The following is an 18,650-nucleotide window of genomic DNA, read 5'->3' on the forward strand; positions in this document are numbered from 1 at the left end:
GCCGGTTTTACTTTTTCTTCGCGGCCGCGGCCGAAGCAAAGCGCTCACGCAATTCCTTGGCCTTGCCAGGAATGGTCTTCTGGCGGGCGCGACCGAAGGCCAGCGCATCGTCCGGCACGCTTTCGGTGATGACGCTGCCCGACGCGATGTAGCCGCGCCTGCCGATGGTGACAGGCGCCACCAGAGAGGAGTTCGATCCGATAAAGGCGCCCTCGCCGATGTCGGTGAAGAATTTCGAGTAGCCGTCGTAATTGCAGGTGATGGCGCCGGCCCCGATGTTGGCGCCCGCGCCGACGCGGGCATCGCCGATATAGGTCAGGTGATTGACCTTGGCGCCGTCCTCGATGGTCGCCTGCTTGACCTCGCAGAAATTGCCGACCTTGGCCTTGTTCCTGAGATCGGCCCCGGGTCGCAGCCGAGCGAATGGCCCAACTTCGCAATTCGAGGCGATGGTGGCACCCTCGAAATGGCTGAAGGCATGGATCTTGGCGCCGGTGGCGATCTTCACACCCGGACCGAACCAGACATTGGGCTCGACGATCGTGTCGGCGCCGATTTCGGTATCATGCGAGAAATACACGGTCTCCGGCGCGATCAGCGTCACGCCCGACAGCATCGCCTCGTGGCGGCGGCGCGCCTGCCAGATACCTTCGGCCTGCGCCAGTTCGGCGCGGTTGTTGATGCCGAGCGCGCTTTCGAAGCTGGTCTCGGTGGCCACGACATCGAGGCCTTTCGCGGTGGCGATCTCGACGATGTCAGTGAGATAGTACTCGCCCTTGGCGTTCTTGTTGCCGACCGCATCGAGCAGCGTCAGCGCCTGGCTGCCGGCCACCGCCATCATGCCGGCATTGCAAAAGCCGATCTTCCTTTCCTCCGCGCTGCAGTCCTTCTCCTCGCGGACGGCAATCAGCTTGCCGCCTTTTTCGATCAGCCTGCCATAGCCGGTCGGATTGGGCGGGCGGAAACCGATGACCACGACGGCAGCACCTTCCGCCAGTTTCAGCCGCGCCACGGTGAGCGCGTCGGCGTCGATCAACGGTGTGTCGCCGAACATCACCAGGATATCGTTGTAACCCTTTGATATCGCTTCACGCGCGGCAAGCACCGCATGCGCGGTGCCCAGGCGCTTTTCCTGCACGAAGGTCTCGGCCTTCGGCGCGAATTTCGCGGCTGCCTTGCGCATCTCGTCAGCGCCATGACCGATCACCAGCGCCTGGCTCCCAGCACCGGCGGCCTCGGCCGCCTTCACCACATGGGCGACCATCGGCAGCCCGGCGATCTGGTGCAGCACCTTCGGCAGCGTGCTCTTCATGCGCGTGCCTTCGCCGGCGGCGAGGATGACGGACAGGCAGGATCTCTGGCTCATGGGTGAACAACCATATGAAAAGGGTTGGGAATCAAGACAGGATAGCAGTGGCGCCTTGCTGCACCAATGCGGTTAAATTCCGGTGAGATGGTAGAGCAGCTAACTCTTAATCAGCGAGCCCACTCCGCGCCTTTCGCATCTTAGGCAAGGGGATCACCCCAGTCGTCCGAGCACCGGGAAATTCTCGAGCAGCCAGTAGGATACGGTCTGTACGCCGCCAGTGAGGAAAAACACCCCGGCGACGACCAGCAGCGCGCCAATGGCTTTCTCGACGCGGCCGAGATGGACGCGGAATTTGCCGAGGAAGCGCATGAAGGCGCCGGAAAACAGCGCCGCGATGAGGAACGGGATGCCGAGGCCAAGCGAATAGGCGGCGAGCAGCAGCGCGCCCTCGCCCACCGTCTCGCGGCCGCCGGCCAGCGTCAGGATCGGCCCCAGCACCGGGCCGATGCAGGGCGTCCAGCCGAACGCGAAAGCCAGTCCCATGACATAGGCGGCGATCGCACTTGCCGGCTTGCCCTGCGACTGGAAGCGCGCCTCGCGCGACAAAAGCGGAATGCGCAAGATGCCGAGGAAATTCAGGCCCATCAGGATGATCAGCACGCCAGCGGCCATCGCCAGCGGCTCCTGCCAGACCCTCAGCCAGTGGCCGATGGTCGAGGCGCCGGCGCCGAGCGCGACGAACACGGTCGAGAAGCCGAGCACGAAGGCGATCGAGGCATAGAGCAGCGCGCCGCGCGCGCCCTCACGAGCCGTCACGCCCGCATTGCCACGAAAATCGTCGACCGAGACGCCGGCCATATAGCAGAGATAGGGCGGCACCAGCGGCAGCACGCAGGGTGACAGGAACGAGATCGCTCCCGCCCCGACCGCGCTGACATAGCCGATGTCCAATGCCATTCCAAAGCTCCGACCGTTCCGGCGCCGATATAGGCTCGACCTTGCTTCTCCACCAATCACCATTTTGTGGCAAGTCGTCGCGGCATGTGCAGGTCGGGGAAGAAACGCCGGCTCGCAAGCGTTGATACAGCGAGGCCGCGATTTCCCGCGCGCCTCCAGATATCAGCCAGGGAGATTTCCATGAAAACCATAACCGTAGGGCTGGCCGCGCTTTTGCTGAGCACCGCCGCATCCTTCGCCGCCGAGGCGTGGAAGGAAGCTGAGGTCAATGGCACCAAGATCTACACCGACGCCAACGGCATGACGCTTTATACCTATGACAAGGATGAGAAGGGCAAGACCAATTGCTACGACAAGTGCGCCACCAACTGGCCGCCGCTGAAGGCCGAGGCCGGCGCCAAGGCGGATGACGAATGGAGCGTCGTCGACCGCACCGACGGCACCAAGATGTGGGCCTATGATGGCAAGCCGGTCTATACCTTCATCAAGGACAAGAAGGCCGGCGATGTGACCGGCGACGGTGTCGGCGAGGTCTGGCACATCGTCAAGGCCGACTGAGTTCTCAATCCGGGTCCTGCCGCTGGCGGGACTTCGGCTGGCTGCCGGGTATCCCTCCAAACCCGGCGGCTGGCACCAAACAAGCTCTCATAGCGTCTACCCCTGCGATACCCGGCCGGCTTTCCTCGACTCGGCAGTAAAATGAATCGGCTCGTTTCCGCTGACTCGGACTGCCATCTCCCTTTCCCGGAATACTGTGATTTTCTCCATACACTCTAAGAGTGTATTGCTGCGGACAGCCCTGCAATTTGGGCACTTCCCCTTGACCAGATGCAAAAGCGCGGCCATGTGAGCGGCAAATAGAACGAGATTTCGTCGCGCGCAGCGGAATTCTTCTGCCGCATCACAGCTGATATGAGACCTCATGGACGTCGTCGTCGTCGAATCGCCGGCCAAGGCAAAGACAATCAACAAATACCTCGGCAAGAACTACAAGGTTCTGGCCTCGTTCGGCCATGTCCGCGATTTGCCGGCCAAGGATGGCTCGGTGCGTCCGGACGAGGATTTCGCTATGTCCTGGGCGGTCGACACCGCCTCGGGCAAGCGGCTTGCCGACATAGCCAAGGCGGTCAAGGATGCCGATGGCCTGATCCTCGCGACCGACCCTGATCGCGAGGGTGAAGCCATTTCCTGGCACGTGCTGGAAGTGCTGAAGCAGAAGCGTGCGCTGAAGGACAAGCCGGTCAGCCGCGTCGTTTTCAACGCCATTACCAAGTCGTCGGTGCTGGAAGCGATGGCCAATCCGCGCCAGATCGATGCGCCGCTGGTCGATGCGTATCTGGCGCGCCGGGCTCTCGACTATCTCGTCGGCTTCACGCTGTCGCCGGTTCTGTGGCGCAAACTGCCGGGCGCCCGTTCCGCCGGCCGCGTCCAGTCTGTCGCATTGCGCCTGGTCTGCGACCGCGAATCCGAGATCGAACGCTTCATCCGCGAGGAATACTGGCAAATCGCTGCCCTCCTCGGCACGCCGCGCAACGAGAACTTCGAAGCCCGGCTGACCGCCTTCGATCGCAAGAAGCTGCAAAAGCTCGACATTTCGAACAAGGCGCAGGCAGATGACATCAAGTCGATGCTCGACGGCGCGACCTTCAAGGCGGTGACGGTCGAAGCCAAGCCGACCAAGCGCAATCCCGGCCCGCCCTTCACCACCTCGACGCTGCAGCAGGCCGCCTCATCGGGCCTCGGCTTCTCGGCCAGCCGCACCATGCAGGTGGCGCAGCGCCTCTATGAAGGCATGGAAATCGGCGGCGAGACGACCGGCCTGATCACCTATATGCGAACCGACGGCGTGCAGATGGCGCCGGAGGCGATCTCGGCCGCCCGCGACGCCATCGCCAAGGAATTCGGGCCCAAATACCTTCCGGAAAAGCCGCGCCTTTATACCACCAAGGCCAAGAACGCCCAGGAAGCGCACGAAGCGATCCGCCCGACGGACTTCATGCGCACCCCAGCTTCAGTCAGGCAATATCTCGATTCCGACCAGATGCGGCTTTATGAGTTGATCTGGAAGCGCGCCATCGCCAGCCAGATGCAGCCGGCCGAGATCGAACGTACCACGGCCGAGATCGAGGCCGTCAACGGCCCCCGCACCGCCGAGCTTCGCGCCATCGGTTCGGTCGTTCGCTTCGACGGCTTCATCGCTGCCTACACCGACCAGAAGGACGACGATACGGAAGACGAGGAAAATCGCCGCCTGCCGGAAATCCGCGCCGGCGAGCAGCTTGCCCGTCAGGCGATCAACGCCACCCAGCACACCACCGAGCCGCCGCCGCGTTACTCCGAAGCCTCGCTGATCAAGAAGCTGGAAGAGCTCGGTATCGGCAGGCCGTCGACCTACACGGCGATCCTGAAGACGCTCGAGGACCGCGACTACGTCACCATCGACAAACGCCGGCTGGTGCCGCAGGCCAAGGGCCGTTTGCTGTCGGCCTTTCTCGAAAGCTTCTTCGAACGCTATGTCGAATACGACTTCACCGCCTCGCTCGAGGAGAAGCTCGACGAGATCTCCGACGGCAAGCTCGCCTGGAAGGACGTGCTGCGCGATTTCTGGAAGGATTTTTCGGGCGCCGTCGCCGACATCAAGGAATTGCGCGTCACCGACGTGCTCGACGCACTCAACGAAGAACTGGCCCCGCTGGTGTTTCCCACGCGTGAGGACGGCTCGAACCCCCGCATCTGCCCGAAATGCGGCACCGGCAATCTGTCGCTGAAGCTTGGCAAGTTCGGCGCCTTTGTCGGCTGCTCGAACTACCCCGAATGCTCCTTCACCCGCCAGCTCGGCGACGCCGCCAACCCCAATGGCGAGAACGGCAATGGCGAGGACGGCACAAAGGTCATCGGCAAGGACCCCTATACGTCAGAGGAAATCACGCTGCGCAGCGGCCGCTTTGGCCCCTATCTGCAGCGCGGCGACGGCAAGGAGGCCAAGCGCTCCAGCCTGCCCAAGGGCTGGACGGCTGAAACCATCGACCACGAGAAGGCGCTCGCCCTGCTGTCGCTGCCACGCGATGTCGGCCAGCACCCGGAATCCGGCAAGATGATCTCGGCCGGCCTCGGCCGCTACGGTCCGTTCGTGCTGCATGACGGCACATACGCCAATCTCGACAGCATCGAGGACGTGTTCTCGATCGGCCTCAATCGCGCCGTGTCGGTGATCGCCGAGAAGCAGTTGAAGGGCAAGGGCGGGCGCAATGGCGGCACAGCCGCCGCCTTGAAGGAGCTTGGCGACCATCCCGATGGCGGCGGCAAGATCGTCGTGCGTGACGGCAAATACGGGCCTTACGTGAATTTTGGCAAGGTCAACGCCACCCTGCCCAAGGGCAAGGATCCGCAATCGGTGACGGTTGAGGACGCGCTGGCGTTGATAGCCGAGAAGGAAGCCAAGGGCGGCGGCGGCAAGAAGCCGTTCCGCAAGGCGGCAGCGGCCAAGGCGCCGGCAACCGGAAAGACGACGGCCAAGAAAACGGCGGGCAAGAAGCCGGCCGCGAAGAAAAAAGGGTAGGACGGCGTGGCGCGCAGGATCACCGGTAGAAGCCACGGCGATCCGCGCACCGCCGACACGAGGGCCAAGGTCAAGGACGACTATCGGCCCTCGCGTGACGAAATCCTGCGCTACATCGCCGAAAATCCCGATCGCGCCGGCAAACGCGACATCGCCAAGGCGTTCGCGTTGCGCGGCGACGACCGCATCTGGCTGAAGGATATTTTGCGCGACCTGCAGGACGAAGGCGTCCTGACCAAGGAGCGCAAAAAACTCGCCCGCGTTGGCGCCCTGCCCCATGTCGCCGTGCTCGATATCTTTGGCCGTGACGGCGACGGCATTTTGCTGGCGCATCCAGCGGAAGCCGTCGGCACTGGTGAGCCACCCGTTGTCTCCATCCGGATCTCGCGCAGCGGCAACGGCCCGGCGCCCGGCATCGGCGACCGCGTGCTGGCCAAGACCTTTCCAACCAACGAAGCGACAGGCCCCGCCTATACCGGGCGGGTGATGAAGATCTTCGAGAAGCGCAGCGATGCGGTTCTCGGTGTCTTTCGCATCCTGCAGGACGGCACCTTCCGCATCGAGCCGGTCGAGCGGCGCCAGCCCGAACTGATCGTCGACAAGGAATTCCAGAACGGCGCCAGGAACGGCGACCTCGTCGAGGTCGAGCCGGCGCGCGCCTCCCGCTATGGGCTGCCGAGAGCCAAGGTGCTCAACGTGCTGGGTTCGCTGACCAGCGAAAAGGCGGTCTCGATGATCGCCATCCACGCGCATGACATTCCGCATATTTTTCCAGCCGACGTCATCGCCGAGTCCGAAGCGGTCAAGCCTGCAACGATGGATCACCGCGAAGACTGGCGCGACCTGCCGCTGGTCACCATCGATCCGGCCGACGCCAAAGACCACGACGACGCCGTTTTCGCCACCCCCGATCTCGACGAGAAGAACCCTGGCGGTGTGGTCGCCACAGTGGCGATCGCTGATGTCGCCGCCTACATCCGCTATGGCACGGCACTCGACCGCGAAGCGCTGAGACGCGGCAATTCGGTCTATTTCCCGGATCGCGTCGTGCCGATGCTGCCCGAGCGCATCTCCAACGATCTCTGCTCGCTGCGCGAAGGGCAGGACCGCCCGGCGCTGGCGGTGCGCATGGTTTTTTCGGCCGACGGCCGCAAGCTCCGGCACTCCTTCCATCGCGTGATGATGAAGTCGGCGGCAAAACTTGCCTACCAACAAGCCCAGGCGGCGATCGACGGCGTGCCGGACGACAAGACCGGTCCGATCCTCGACACCGTGCTGAAGCCGCTGTGGGACGCCTATGCGATCCTGAAGCGTGGCCGCGACGGCCGCCAGCCGCTCGAGCTCGACCTGCCCGAGCGCAAGATCCTGCTCAAGCCCGATGGCACAGTCGATCGCGTCATCGTTCCGGAGCGGCTCGATGCTCACAAGCTGATCGAAGAATTCATGATCCAGGCCAATGTTGCCGCGGCCGAGACGCTGGAGGCGAAGAAGCAGGCGCTGGTCTACCGCGTCCATGACGCGCCTTCGCTGGCCAAGCAGGAATCGCTGCGCGAATTCCTTCAGACGCTCGGGCTGTCGCTGGCGCGCGGCGCGCAGATGCGGCCAAGCCAGTTCAACGGCATTCTGGAGGGCGTGCGCGGCGCCGACAATGAAGGTCTGGTCAACGAGGTGGTGCTGCGCTCCCAGAGCCAGGCTGAATATTCGCCCAAGAACATCGGCCATTTCGGCCTCAACCTCAGGCGCTACGCGCATTTCACCTCCCCGATCCGCCGCTACGCCGACCTGATCGTGCATCGCGGACTTATCGCCGCACTCGGCCTCGGTCCGGGCGGGCTGACGCAGGACGAGGAGGCACGGCTCGAAGACATTGGCGTGCTGATCTCAGCCACGGAACGGCGCGCAATGGCGGCTGAGCGCGATACAGTCGACCGGCTGATCGCCGCCTATCTCGCCGAGCGCATCGACGACCGGTTCGACGCCCGCATCTCCGGCGTCACCAAATCGGGACTATTTGTCCAATTGCCGCAGTATGGCGCAGATGGTTTCATCCCGGTGTCAACTTTGAATGGCGATTACTATATATACGACGAAGCGGCCCGCTCCCTGTTCGGAGAACGTTCGGGCAAAGGCTACCAGCTCGCGGACCGCGTTGAGGTCCGGCTCGTCGAGGTGGCACCAATGGCCGGCGCGATGCGCTTCGAGATGTTGACCGACCCGAAGCCTTTGCCAGGTTCCAAGCGGTCGTTTCACAAGGCCAAGGGCCGCGCCCGCGCGTCGCAATCGCGACCGGGTTCGCGTGGCAGGAGAAGATGATGGCAACAGCCATGGAAGACCAGGTTTTCGGCGGCGAACATCACTCGGGTCGGGCCGCCCGCCCGCTGTGGACGGCGATGAAACGCGGCATGCTCGGCCGCTGCCCGCATTGCGGCGAAGGCAAGTTGTTTCGCGCCTTCACCAAGACCGTCGATAAATGCAGCGTCTGCGGCGAGGAATTGTACCACCACCGCGCCGACGACCTTCCAGCCTATCTCGTCATCGTCATCGTCGGCCACATCGTGCTTGGCGCCTTCATGGCCGTCGAGGCGACATCGACACTGTCCACCTGGCAACACATCGCCATCTGGGTACCGCTGACCATCATTCTGGCGGTGGGGCTGCTACAGCCGGTCAAGGGTGCCGTCATCGGACTGCAATGGGCCTTCTATATGCACGGATTCGGCGGCGAGCATGACGTGATCGACCCCCATCCCGGGGTCTAGGTCAAAGTTGGCTGCGCTCGCTGGTGCAACATACCGACCGTGAAAGGCCACTTTCGCTTGCCAGAAGTTTCCGCTAGGTCCTGCGCATGGACGGTATGACCAAGGCGGAAGTCGACAGGATCGAGCGGAGCATGATCGCACACAGCGACCAGCCAATTCGTCCGCGCGACGCGGCGACCCTGATCCTGCTCGACCGCGAGGGCGACGAGGTGCTGGTCCTGATGGGCCGTCGTCATGCCGGCCACGCCTTCATGCCAGGCAAGTTCGTCTTTCCCGGCGGCCGCACCGATCCGGCCGACAGCCGCATCGCGGTCGCCGCCGCTTTGCATCCGGAGCAGGAGGCAAAGTTGATCGCCGGGCCGGGCCGTACAAGCGCTGCGCGGGCCCGCGCCATTGCCTTGTCGGCCATTCGCGAGACCTATGAGGAAGCCGGGCTGCTGATCGGCCGCAAAGGTGCTTTCGCCACCGCCAGACCCGATTGGCAGGGCTTTGCCGAACACGGCGTGCAACCCTCTCTCGACATGCTGCGCTTCGTCGCGCGCGCCATCACGCCACCCAACCGGGTGCGCCGCTTCGACACACGTTTCTTCAGCGCCTGGCGCGATGACGTCGCCGTCGAACTGCCGGGTGGCGGCCCGACCAATGAACTCGAAGAACTGGTCTGGCTGCCGCTGGCCAAGGCCAGGGAAGCCGACATACCCGACATCACCCGAACGATCCTGGACGAGCTCGAAAAGCGCCTCGCCCATGATCCGCAGTTGCGTCCGGGCGGTCCTGTGCCCTTCTACCGGCTAGTCCGCAACCGCTTCACCCGCGAAATTCTGTAGAACATCGAGTATTTAGACATCCCATGACGGTCGATACCCAACCACAGGGCGACGAACGCGTACACTGGCTGCCGATGGTGGCGGCGATCTCGTCGATCAGCGTCGTCGGCATCGCCATCGGCCTCGGTATGCCGCTGCTCAGCGTCATTCTCGAAACGCGCGGCCATTCGGCGTCGATGATCGGCCTCAACACGGCCGTCGCCGGCCTGGCCTCGATCGCCGGTGCCCCGCTGGCGACACCACTCGCCATGCGCTTCGGCGTGGCCTGGACGATGATTGCCATGATTGCCACCGGCGCCCTGGCCTTCGTCGGCTTCCACTTCGCACCGGATTTCTGGATGTGGTTTCCGCTGCGCATTGTGCTGCACATCGCTCTGACGGTGCTGTTCATCCTGTCGGAATTCTGGATCAGCACCTCGGCGCCGCCGCATCGGCGTGGCCTTGTGCTCGGCATCTACGCCACTGTCCTGTCGCTCGGCTTTGCTGCGGGACCGTGGCTGTTTGCCCATCTCGGCAGTTCGGGCTTCAGGCCATTCGGCGTCATCATCGCATTGGTGACGCTGGCCGCCATTCCGGTGCTGGCGGCGCGCAATGAGAGCCCGACCATCGCTTCCGATGGCGAAACCAGCAATTTCCTGCGCTACATCTGGCTGGTGCCGTCGGCAACCGCCGCCGTGCTGGTGTTCGGCGCCGTCGAAACCGGCGGCTTTGCGTTGTTCCCGGTCTATGGCAACCGCATCGGCTACTCCGAGGCCGACGCAGCCCTTCTCCTGACCATGATCGGCCTCGGCAATGTGCTGCTGCAGATCCCGATCGGCATGATCAGCGACCGCGTCAGCGACCGCCGCTATCTGCTGATTGCCTGCGCCACTGTCGGCCTTGCCGGCACGGTCTTCATGCCCTGCTTTGCGCAGAACTGGCACCTGATGGCGGCCCTTCTGTTCGTCTGGGGCGGTGTCGTTGCAGCCATGTACACAATCGGCCTTGCCCATCTCGGCTCGCAGCTCTCCGGCCACGAGCTGGCGTCGGCCAACGCCGCCTTCGTGCTCTGCTACGGCGTTGGCATGGTGCTCGGTCCGCAAGCGATCGGCATCGGCATGGATGCGTTCGGTCCATCTGGCTTCGGCTGGTCGCTCGGCCTGTTCTTCGCCGCCTACATCGGCCTGGTCAGCGTCAGGCTGGTCCGCAAGATCCTCCTGTAGCGCCACGCTGCTTCCAGCCTGCATTTCACGCGGCGACACGACAGGCTGCTGACAGAACCGTGTCAGCAGCCTCCGGTTATAAGGTTCCCTCAAAATATCTGAAGTTGAGGATTCTCCCATGATCGACAGCGGCTTTGAAACCACTTCGTTGCGAATGACATTGCTCCTGCTGGTGACCTTTCAGGCGCCGGCCGCCGATGTCGACCGCATCATGGATGCGGTGGTGGCGATAGCGCCGCTGGCGATGGGCAAATATGACCGCAACGCCTACCAGTCGGCACATGGCATCGAACGCTACAGGCCGCTCGACGGGGCGGCCGCCGGCGCCGAGACCGAGTTGCGGCGTCGCCCCGGCACAGTCGAGGTTTCGTTCGAACTGCCCGACGACCAGGTGCTGGCCGCGCGCGTCGTTGAGGCTATTTTCCAGGCGCACTCCTACCAGGAGCCGGTGATCCGCATCCAGCCGATCCTGGCCAGCCGCTCCAAGGGGCTGGACGACCGCGCCAATCCGAATCGCTGGTGGAACACCACCGGAGACTGGAAGAAGGTTGGGGCGCCCGCGAGAGAAAGCGCATGATTTGAGGCTACTGGCCTGCTCCGGCGGGTGGTACAAGCTTCGCCGGGCTTGACTTTCCAGGCACGTTCTTTATGTGTCGCGCCAAGTTTCCCGCGTCCGGGTGTTTCCCCGTGCTCCAGCGGCCAAAACCCCACGAACATAACGGACTGAAATCATGGCCAAAGCCGCAAACATCAAGATCAAGCTTCTGTCGACCGCCGACACCGGTTTCTTCTACGTGACCAGCAAGAACAGCCGCACCAAGACCGACAAGCTGTCGTTCCGCAAGTACGACCCGGTCGCCAAGAAGCACGTCGAGTTCAAGGAAACCAAGATCAAGTAATCTGGTTTCTCCTAAAATGCCGAGACGCCGCCCAATGGGCGGCGTTTTCGTTTGCAGGACCATCGGACGGCAGCCCGTTGAGGCGTTACGCTTTTCGCGGAATTTCTGCGGAGTCGCCGTGATGGTGCGGTCGCCTGGGTCGCCATGTCACCGGGCAGGCCGGCGTTGCTGGAATTTTGCCAGCCACTGGCGGACGCGGAAAATACTGCGTGGTGACCTGAACCGCCTCGGCTGTCGCCTCATCGAACAGCAGCTCGATCACCTTCAAGGCCTCGTCGAGGCCTGATGAAATGCCTCCACCGGTCAGTCGGTTGCCGGATCTGACGAAGCGGGCATGAGTCGTATCGACCTCGATCTTGGGGAAGGTCTGCAGGCATTTGACGAACGCCCAATGGGTCGTGGCTTTGTGACCGTCGAGCAGCCCGGCGCGTGCGAGCAACAGCGCCCCCTCGCATACGGAGCAAACCCAGAGCGCATCCGCCGCCACCTGTCGGAGGTAGGCGAGAAAAGGCGAATTGGCATTCGACATGATTGCGCTCAACGCTTCCGGCGCACCGCCCGGGACCCAGAGGACATCGAGCGTTGGCGTTTTGGCAAAGCTGGCATGGGCTTCGAAACGCAACCCGTTCACGGTCGTGACCGGGCCACCGTCGGCGGAGAGGATCTGGCAATCGAGACCCTTCGCCGGGTCGACCCATTTGAACATCTCGTAGGGCCCGGCCACGTCGAGCAAGTCCACGCCGTCATAGACCGGAATTCCGAGTTTCATGGCCTCCCTCCTCCTGCTTCCGCAAAATCACTATGCAGCAGCAGGCGCCGTTTTAGCCAACGCGATCGCCGCTTTTCGGATCGAACAGATGCAGCGACGCCGGGTCGGCCGACAGCCGTACCACGTCGCCGGGCTTCACGCCGGCGCGGCCCATGGCGAAGACGCAAAGCTGCTGGCCAGCCAGCTTGACGTAGAACTGCGTCGAAAGCCCGAGCGGCTCCACCACCCCCACCTCGCCCTGCAATTCGCCGTCAGCGGCCAGCCTGATGTGCTCGGGCCGCAGACCGACGGTGATGACGTCACTGTCCTTCAGCGCCAGGCCATCCGGCAGGCGCAACGCCTGACCGTCGGCCAGCATGGCTTCCGACGTGCCCCCCTTCCGAACCGTTGCCGGTAGGAAATTCATACCCGGTGAGCCGATGAAGCCGGCGACGAACATGTTGGCCGGCCGGTCATAGAGATCCAGCGGAGCGCCGACCTGCTGGATCAGCCCGTCATGCATGACGACGATCCTGTCGGCCATGGTCATGGCCTCGATCTGGTCGTGGGTCACATAGACCGAAGTGGTCTTCAACTGCTGGTGCAGCGCCTTGATCTCGGCACGCATATGGACGCGCAGCTTGGCGTCGAGGTTCGACAGCGGCTCATCGAACAGAAACACCTTGGGATCGCGCACGATGGCACGGCCCATGGCGACGCGCTGGCGCTGGCCGCCGGACAACTGCCGCGGCAGGCGCTGCAGGAAAGTGTCGAGCCCGAGCCGCTTGGCCGCACCGTCCACCCGCGCGTCGATCGCCGGCTTCTCGGCCTTGCGCAGCATCAGGCTGAAACCCATGTTCTTCGATACGTCCATATGCGGGTAGAGCGCGTAGGACTGGAACACCATGGCGATGTCGCGGTCCTTCGGTGCGACGTCGTTGACCAGCCGCTCGCCGATGCGGATCTCGCCGCCGGAAGCCTCCTCCAACCCGGCGATCATGCGCAAAAGCGTGGACTTGCCACAGCCTGACGGACCGACCAGGACGACGAACTCGCCATCGGCGATTTCAAGGTCGACCGCGTGCAGGACACGGACAGTGCCATAATCCTTGCGGACCTTATCGAGCGTAACAGAGGCCATCGATCTATCCTTTGACGGCGCCGGCGGTCAGGCCGGTGACGAGATAGCGTTGCAGGAAAGCGAAGAAGATGCAGACCGGGATCAGCGCCAGGATGGACGCCGCCATCATCTGCCCCCAGTCGACGGCGAACTTGCCGATGAAGGTGAGCAGGCCGACCGCGAAGGTCTTCTGGTCGTCGCTGGAAATCAGCATCAGCGCGAACAGAAGCTCACTCCAGGCCGCGGTGAAGACGAAGCCGAGCGTCGCGCCCATGCCCGGCAGCGTCAGCGGCACGATCACCTTGCGCATCGCCTGCGCGCGCGTACAGCCGTCGATCATCGCCGCTTCTTCCAGGTCCTTCGGGATGCCGTCGAAGAAGGATTGCATCAGAAAGGTGGCAAAGGCGGTGTTGAAGGCGGTGTAGATGATGATCAGCCCGGTCAGGCTGTTGATCAGGCCGATCTGCCCCATGACGCGGTAGATCGGCGGAATAACCATCACCAGCGGAAACGTCTGGGTCAACAAGAGCATCAGCGCCAGTGCTGCCTTGCCGCGAAACGTGAAGCGCGACATGGCGTAGCCGGCGAGCGTGGCGACGACCGTCACCAGTGCCGCCGTCGACACCGAGACGATGACGCTGTTGAGGAAATAGCGCGGGAAATCGGTGGCCTCGAGCACGGTGACGAAGTTCTGCAACGTCATCTGCGAGGGCCAGAAGGTGATGCCTTCGGAATAGAGAAGCCGCTCCGGCGTGACCGAGATCTTCAGCGTCCAGTAGATCGGGAACAGCGCAAAGATCACGTAAGCCGCGACGGCGGCGTAGAGGCCGATGCCGCCGAAGAAGCGCTGCGAGGCTGAGCGTCCTGCGATCATCAGACGTGCCTCACCAGGGAGCGGCGGATGCCTATCAGTGCGATCGCATAGGCAATGAGCAGGACGAGCAGCAGCACGGCCACCGCCGAGGCATAGCCCTTGTCCAGCGACTTGAAGGCGCTGACATAGATGTAGACCGGCACCGTGTTGGTCGAGCCTGCCGGTCCGCCCTCGGTCATGACGAAGATGAGGTCGGCGAAGGTGGCGATCCAGATGGTGCGCAGCATCACCGTGATGGCAATGGTCGGCGCCAGGAACGGCAGCGTCACTTTGGTGAAGCGCTGCCAGGGCGAAGCGCCGTCGATCGCCGCCGCCTCATGCAATTCCGATGGAATGGATTTCAGCGCCGCCAGCAGCGTGATGGCGAAGAATGGAATGCCGAACCAGATATTGGCGACGATCGGCCCCCACATGGCGGTCGAGGGATCGGACAGAACATTGGTCGGTTCGGCCTTCAGCCCCAATGCATACAGCCAGTGCGGCAATGGGCCGATGATCGGATTGAACAGCCAGGCCCAGGTCAGGCCTGACAGGAAGGACGGCACCGCCCAGGGCAGGAACACCAGGGCCTGCACCACCTTGCGGCCCGGGAATGGCTTGTCGAGCAGCAGCGCCAGGCCGAGACCGAGGAAGAACTGGAAGAACAGGCTGGCGACGGTCCACCACAGCGTGTTGACCAGCGCCTGCCCGAGCACCGCGTCCGACAGCATTGCCCGATACTGTGCGAGCCCGACATATTCCGACTTGAAAGCCGAGAATTTGCGGAAGGAGTAGCTGATGCCGATGACCAGCGGCACCAGAAGCACCACGACCAGAAGGATGATCGCCGGGCTGAGATAGAGCCAGGGCTCGATGGCGGCGTGCGATCGCCACTTGCGACGCGGCTTGCCGGCGGATCGTATTTCGGACACGGCATAGGTCATTGGGGGCTCTACGGTGAAAGGTGGATGCCGGCGTCGGCGACAGCGTCCTTCTCCCCGTTTCACGGGGAGAAGATGCCGGCAGGCAGATGAGGGGCTGCGCAAACCTTCAAACGATGGCGCCGCCCCTAATCTGTCACTTCGTGACACCTTCTCCCCGTGAACGGGGAGAAGGGAACAAAACTACTTCTTGTTCTTCGCCAGCCAGTCCTGCTGTTCCTTGGTCAGGAAGGCAGCCCATTGGTCGGCGACGTCCTTGGCCGTCTTCTGGCCAAGCAGCACTTCCTGGAAATTCTTGATCGCCACCTGGTCGACGAAATTGCCAAGGTTCTCCAGATGCGTCGGCGGCGTCACCATTTCATACTTGGAGGTGTCGCTCAGCTCCGTGAACCAGCCCTTGAACTGCTCGGTCTTGAAATGGGGATCCTGGTCGGCACCATTGTGGATCGGGACGACGCCAACCTCCTTGGCCCATTCCAGATTGTCCTTGGGGGACAAAAGCGTTGCCATCAGCCTCCAGGCGTCGTCCTTGTGCTGCGAGTTGGCGAACATCGCCCAACCGGCATAGCCAAGCGTCGGATAAGACTTGCCGCTCGGCCCGACCGGCAATGGCGCCACAGCGAAGTCGTCGGCACTCATCTTGTCGGCGATGCCGAGCAGTGCGTCCGGATCCTGGTTGAGCATGGCGCAGGTACCGGAATAGAAGCCGGTGACCGTCTCGTTGAAGCCCCAGCTCACAGCATCCTTCGGCGCCAAGCCATTCTTGTACATGTCGGCCAGCATCTGCAGACCCTTGACCGAGCCTTCGTCGTTGATGGTCGAGGTGCCATCCTCGTTGAAATAGCCGCCCTTGCCGGCTGCGATATTCATGAACATGTGCATGCCGTTGAAGGCGCCCGGACCGCCGCGCAGGCAGTAGCCATATTTGCCCGGTATTGCCGAGATCTTCTTGGAGTCGGCGATGAAATCGTCGAGCGTCGCCGGCGGGCCGTCTAGGCCGGCTTCCTTGAACAGCTTCTTGTTCCAGAACAGCGCGTTCACGTAGTAGCCGTACGGGATCATGAACTGCGTGTTGTTGACGGTCGAGCCGAATTGCTTGGCGCGCTCGCCGAGCGTCTTGGCGTCGTCCCACTTGGCCATGTAGGGGCCGAGATCCTCGAGCTGGGCATTGTTGGCATAGAGGCCCATCCAGCGTTCCGGCATCTCGACCACATCGGGCGTATCGCCGGCCTGCACCATGGTCAGGAATTTTTCGAAGGCCTGGCCCCAGGGCAGCGAGATCAGCTCGACCTTGACGCCGGGATTGGCGGTTTCGAATTCGGCGATCTGTTTCTTCAGGAATTCGGTGCGCGGCGGGCTGGTGATGACTTCGACCATCTTGAGGGTCGAATCGGCCACAGCACTTCCGGCGGAAATCGCCAGCCCCGCAACGGTGGCAAGCATGACGGTCAGTTTTTTCATGTTCAAGACTCCCATTTTGAACCCGCTTGTTATTTTCTGGCTTTTTCGAAGGCCTGGGCGACGTCCGCCCACAGGTCTTCGACACTTTCCAATCCGACATTGAAGCGGATGGTTCGGGGGCTGACGCCGAAGCGCGCCATCGAATTTAGGCCCGGCGTCTGCTCGAGCGACGCCTTGGCAGGCACGACCAGGCTCTCATGCCCGCCCCAGCTGACGCCGATGCGGAAATAGTTGAGCGCGTCGACGAAGACGGGGATGTCGATATCGTCCGTCACCTCGAAGGAGAACAGCCCGGCATAGCCGGCCAGCGTCGCCTTGCCGGGATGGTTCGAATAGGCAGGATGGTTGACGCGCTCGACATTGGCATGCGCCTTCAGCCGCTCGGCGAGGGTCAGGCCGCTTTTCATGTGGTGCGGCAGGCGCAGCGGCAGCGTGCGCAAGCCGCGCAGGAGCAGCCAGGCCTCGAACGGCGACAGCTTGCCGCCGAGATAGGAATAGGTCTGCTCGTTGATATGCTTGATATGGGCGGCAGATCCGGCCACGACGCCGGCCACGGTGTCGCTGTGGCCACCGAGATATTTCGAGGCCGAGTGCAGCACCAGGTCGACGCCGTGGGTGATCGGCTTCTGGAACACCGGCGTTGCCCAGGAATTGTCGATGCTGGTGATGATGCCCTGCTCCTTCGCCAACCGCGTCAGATGCGCGATGTCCTGGAGCTCGAACATCATCGAGGTCGGGCTTTCCAGGTAGAGCAGCTTGGCGCCGGGAAGTGCCGCCGCGACCGCGTCCGGGTCGGAGCCATCGACGTAATCGACTTTGATGTTGAGCCGCGGCAAGAGCCGCTCGAAAAGCCGGTACGCATCGCCGTAGCAGTTGCGCACCGCCACGATGCGCTCACCGGCACCGACGAAAGCAAGCACGGTGGCGCTGATCGCGGCCATGCCGCTGGAAAAGCCGCGCGCGGCCTCAGCGCCCTCGAGCGCGGCCACACGCGCCTCGAACTCCATCACCGTCGGATTGTCGCCGCGTGAGTAGATCGGCTGCTTTCGTTTGCCGGCGAAGGTGTCGGCCATCTCGGCATAGTTGGCGAACGTGAACAGCGAGGTCTGATAGATCGGCGGCACCACCGCGCCGCCGGGGAACGGCTCGTCATGCGCCAACAGCGTTGCCGCCTCGGCGAGATAATCGTGGTCGAAACCGGATGGCTGCTCGTTCATGTCTGGCTCGAAAGTTTGAGTTTGGCCGCACCGCGCTTCAGATCGTCCTCGACGGTGGCGATCAGCTTGAGCGCCTCGGCGCGGGCGCCTTGCGGGTCACGCGCGGCGATGCATTCGTAGATGGTGCGGTGATAGGGAAAGCTGGCATGGCCGAAGTCGCGCACGCCGAGCGGATGCTCCCAAAAGCGATGGAACAACTCGTGCATGGCGGCGATGATCTGCTCGAACAGCGGATTGCCGGAGACCCGGTAGATCGCCTGGTGGAACTCCCAGTCCTCTTCCGACGACATGCCGTCGCGCGTGCGAAACGCCTGCTCCATGATGTCGAGCTTGCGCGCGATCTCGGCAATGTCGGTCTGGCTTGCACGCTCGGCACAGAGTGCGGCGGCCTCGGCTTCCAGCGCGCGGCGGATTTCCAGCGTCTGCATCAGGCTGGTGAAATCATTGCCGCCCGCCAGCGTCAGCGGCATATGCAGCATGCCGGGTGAAACGGCCGCCTTGAGGTAGGTTCCGCTGCCCTGCCGGCGCTCGACCAGACCGAGCCCTTCCCAGCGCGTTAGCGCCTCACGCACCGTGTTGCGGCTGACCTTCAGCCGTTCGGCAAGAATGCGCTCTGTCGGAAGTCGCTCGCCGGGCTGCAAGGCTTCGGCGCGAACAAACCCAACCAACGCCTTCAGCACGGCGTCATCGCGCGCCGTCGTCTGAATGGGTGGCAGGCTGTTCTGGTCCACGCTCTCTCCAAGTGGTCCAATGGTCCAACCAATTTCTGCATGGAAAAAAGCTCCTGTCAATCGATTG

17 protein-coding genes are annotated in these 18,650 nt (G+C 63.1%); 8 read left to right on the forward strand and 9 right to left on the reverse strand.

Annotated elements, in window-relative coordinates:
- Positions 1–7 precede the first annotated feature (7 nt).
- Both glmU and AC1D2G_RS18840 read right to left on the reverse strand, forming a co-directional pair.
- Entirely contained in the window at positions 8–1,366 is a 1,359-nt protein-coding gene (glmU, locus tag AC1D2G_RS18835; RefSeq protein ID WP_477415848.1) for a bifunctional UDP-N-acetylglucosamine diphosphorylase/glucosamine-1-phosphate N-acetyltransferase GlmU, read from the reverse strand.
- A gap of 153 nt (positions 1,367–1,519) precedes the next feature.
- Entirely contained in the window at positions 1,520–2,266 is a 747-nt protein-coding gene (locus tag AC1D2G_RS18840; protein ID WP_184873922.1) for a cytochrome c biogenesis CcdA family protein, read from the reverse strand.
- A gap of 180 nt (positions 2,267–2,446) precedes the next feature.
- Between AC1D2G_RS18840 and AC1D2G_RS18845 the strand changes: the two genes are divergently transcribed.
- The 8 genes from AC1D2G_RS18845 to rpmG all read left to right on the forward strand — a co-directional run bounded on the left by AC1D2G_RS18845 (position 2,447) and on the right by rpmG (position 11,512).
- Positions 2,447–2,824, forward strand: a complete 378-nt coding sequence (locus tag AC1D2G_RS18845) for a COG4315 family predicted lipoprotein (protein WP_477303771.1) — start codon at positions 2,447–2,449, stop codon at positions 2,822–2,824.
- A gap of 364 nt (positions 2,825–3,188) precedes the next feature.
- Positions 3,189–5,825 carry a type I DNA topoisomerase gene (gene topA / locus AC1D2G_RS18850; protein ID WP_477415850.1) on the forward strand — a complete coding sequence of 879 codons (2,637 nt, stop codon included), beginning with the start codon at positions 3,189–3,191 and terminating at the stop codon, positions 5,823–5,825.
- Positions 5,826–5,831: 6 nt separating this feature from the next.
- Positions 5,832–8,138 (forward strand): ribonuclease R, encoded by a 2,307-nt coding sequence (rnr, locus tag AC1D2G_RS18855; RefSeq protein ID WP_477415852.1) that lies wholly within the window; start codon positions 5,832–5,834, stop codon positions 8,136–8,138.
- On the forward strand, positions 8,138–8,584 hold the full coding sequence (locus tag AC1D2G_RS18860) for a DUF983 domain-containing protein (RefSeq protein WP_477415854.1): 447 nt from the start codon (positions 8,138–8,140) through the stop codon (positions 8,582–8,584). The genes rnr and AC1D2G_RS18860 overlap by 1 nt, the downstream gene beginning before the upstream one ends.
- Positions 8,585–8,670: 86 nt before the next feature.
- A complete protein-coding gene (locus tag AC1D2G_RS18865) occupies positions 8,671–9,411 on the forward strand; it encodes an NUDIX hydrolase (RefSeq protein ID WP_477415856.1) in 741 nt (246 codons plus the stop codon).
- A 23-nt stretch (positions 9,412–9,434) separates the two neighbouring features.
- Positions 9,435–10,613 carry an MFS transporter gene (locus AC1D2G_RS18870; protein WP_477415858.1) on the forward strand — a complete coding sequence of 393 codons (1,179 nt, stop codon included), beginning with the start codon at positions 9,435–9,437 and terminating at the stop codon, positions 10,611–10,613.
- Positions 10,614–10,731: 118 nt separating this feature from the next.
- Positions 10,732–11,190, forward strand: coding sequence for a YqfO family protein (locus tag AC1D2G_RS18875; RefSeq protein ID WP_457152723.1), 459 nt, complete (start codon positions 10,732–10,734; stop codon positions 11,188–11,190).
- 154 nt (positions 11,191–11,344) lie between these two features.
- Positions 11,345–11,512 carry a 50S ribosomal protein L33 gene (gene rpmG / locus AC1D2G_RS18880; RefSeq protein WP_006201775.1) on the forward strand — a complete coding sequence of 56 codons (168 nt, stop codon included), beginning with the start codon at positions 11,345–11,347 and terminating at the stop codon, positions 11,510–11,512.
- Between the two features lie 85 nt (positions 11,513–11,597).
- Here rpmG and AC1D2G_RS18885 read toward each other — a convergent pair whose 3' ends face one another.
- The 7 genes from AC1D2G_RS18885 to AC1D2G_RS18915 form a co-directional block, all read right to left on the reverse strand.
- A complete protein-coding gene (locus AC1D2G_RS18885) occupies positions 11,598–12,281 on the reverse strand; it encodes a DJ-1/PfpI family protein (protein ID WP_477415860.1) in 684 nt (227 codons plus the stop codon).
- 52 nt (positions 12,282–12,333) lie between these two features.
- A complete protein-coding gene (locus tag AC1D2G_RS18890) occupies positions 12,334–13,401 on the reverse strand; it encodes an ABC transporter ATP-binding protein (protein WP_477415862.1) in 1,068 nt (355 codons plus the stop codon).
- Between the two features lie 4 nt (positions 13,402–13,405).
- Entirely contained in the window at positions 13,406–14,254 is an 849-nt protein-coding gene (locus tag AC1D2G_RS18895; RefSeq protein ID WP_095085142.1) for a carbohydrate ABC transporter permease, read from the reverse strand.
- Positions 14,254–15,177: a carbohydrate ABC transporter permease gene (locus AC1D2G_RS18900; protein WP_457155155.1), complete on the reverse strand. Its 924-nt coding sequence runs from the start codon at positions 15,175–15,177 to the stop codon at positions 14,254–14,256. The genes AC1D2G_RS18895 and AC1D2G_RS18900 overlap by 1 nt, the downstream gene beginning before the upstream one ends.
- Before the next feature lie 180 nt (positions 15,178–15,357).
- A complete protein-coding gene (locus AC1D2G_RS18905; protein WP_477415864.1) occupies positions 15,358–16,635 on the reverse strand; it encodes an ABC transporter substrate-binding protein in 1,278 nt (425 codons plus the stop codon).
- Between the two features lie 29 nt (positions 16,636–16,664).
- Positions 16,665–17,852: a PLP-dependent transferase gene (locus AC1D2G_RS18910; protein ID WP_477303789.1), complete on the reverse strand. Its 1,188-nt coding sequence runs from the start codon at positions 17,850–17,852 to the stop codon at positions 16,665–16,667.
- Entirely contained in the window at positions 17,849–18,583 is a 735-nt protein-coding gene (locus AC1D2G_RS18915; RefSeq protein WP_457153576.1) for a FadR/GntR family transcriptional regulator, read from the reverse strand. The genes AC1D2G_RS18910 and AC1D2G_RS18915 overlap by 4 nt, the downstream gene beginning before the upstream one ends.
- Positions 18,584–18,650: the final 67 nt, after the last annotated feature.

Source organism: Mesorhizobium sp. P2_C7 (assembly GCF_056404515.1).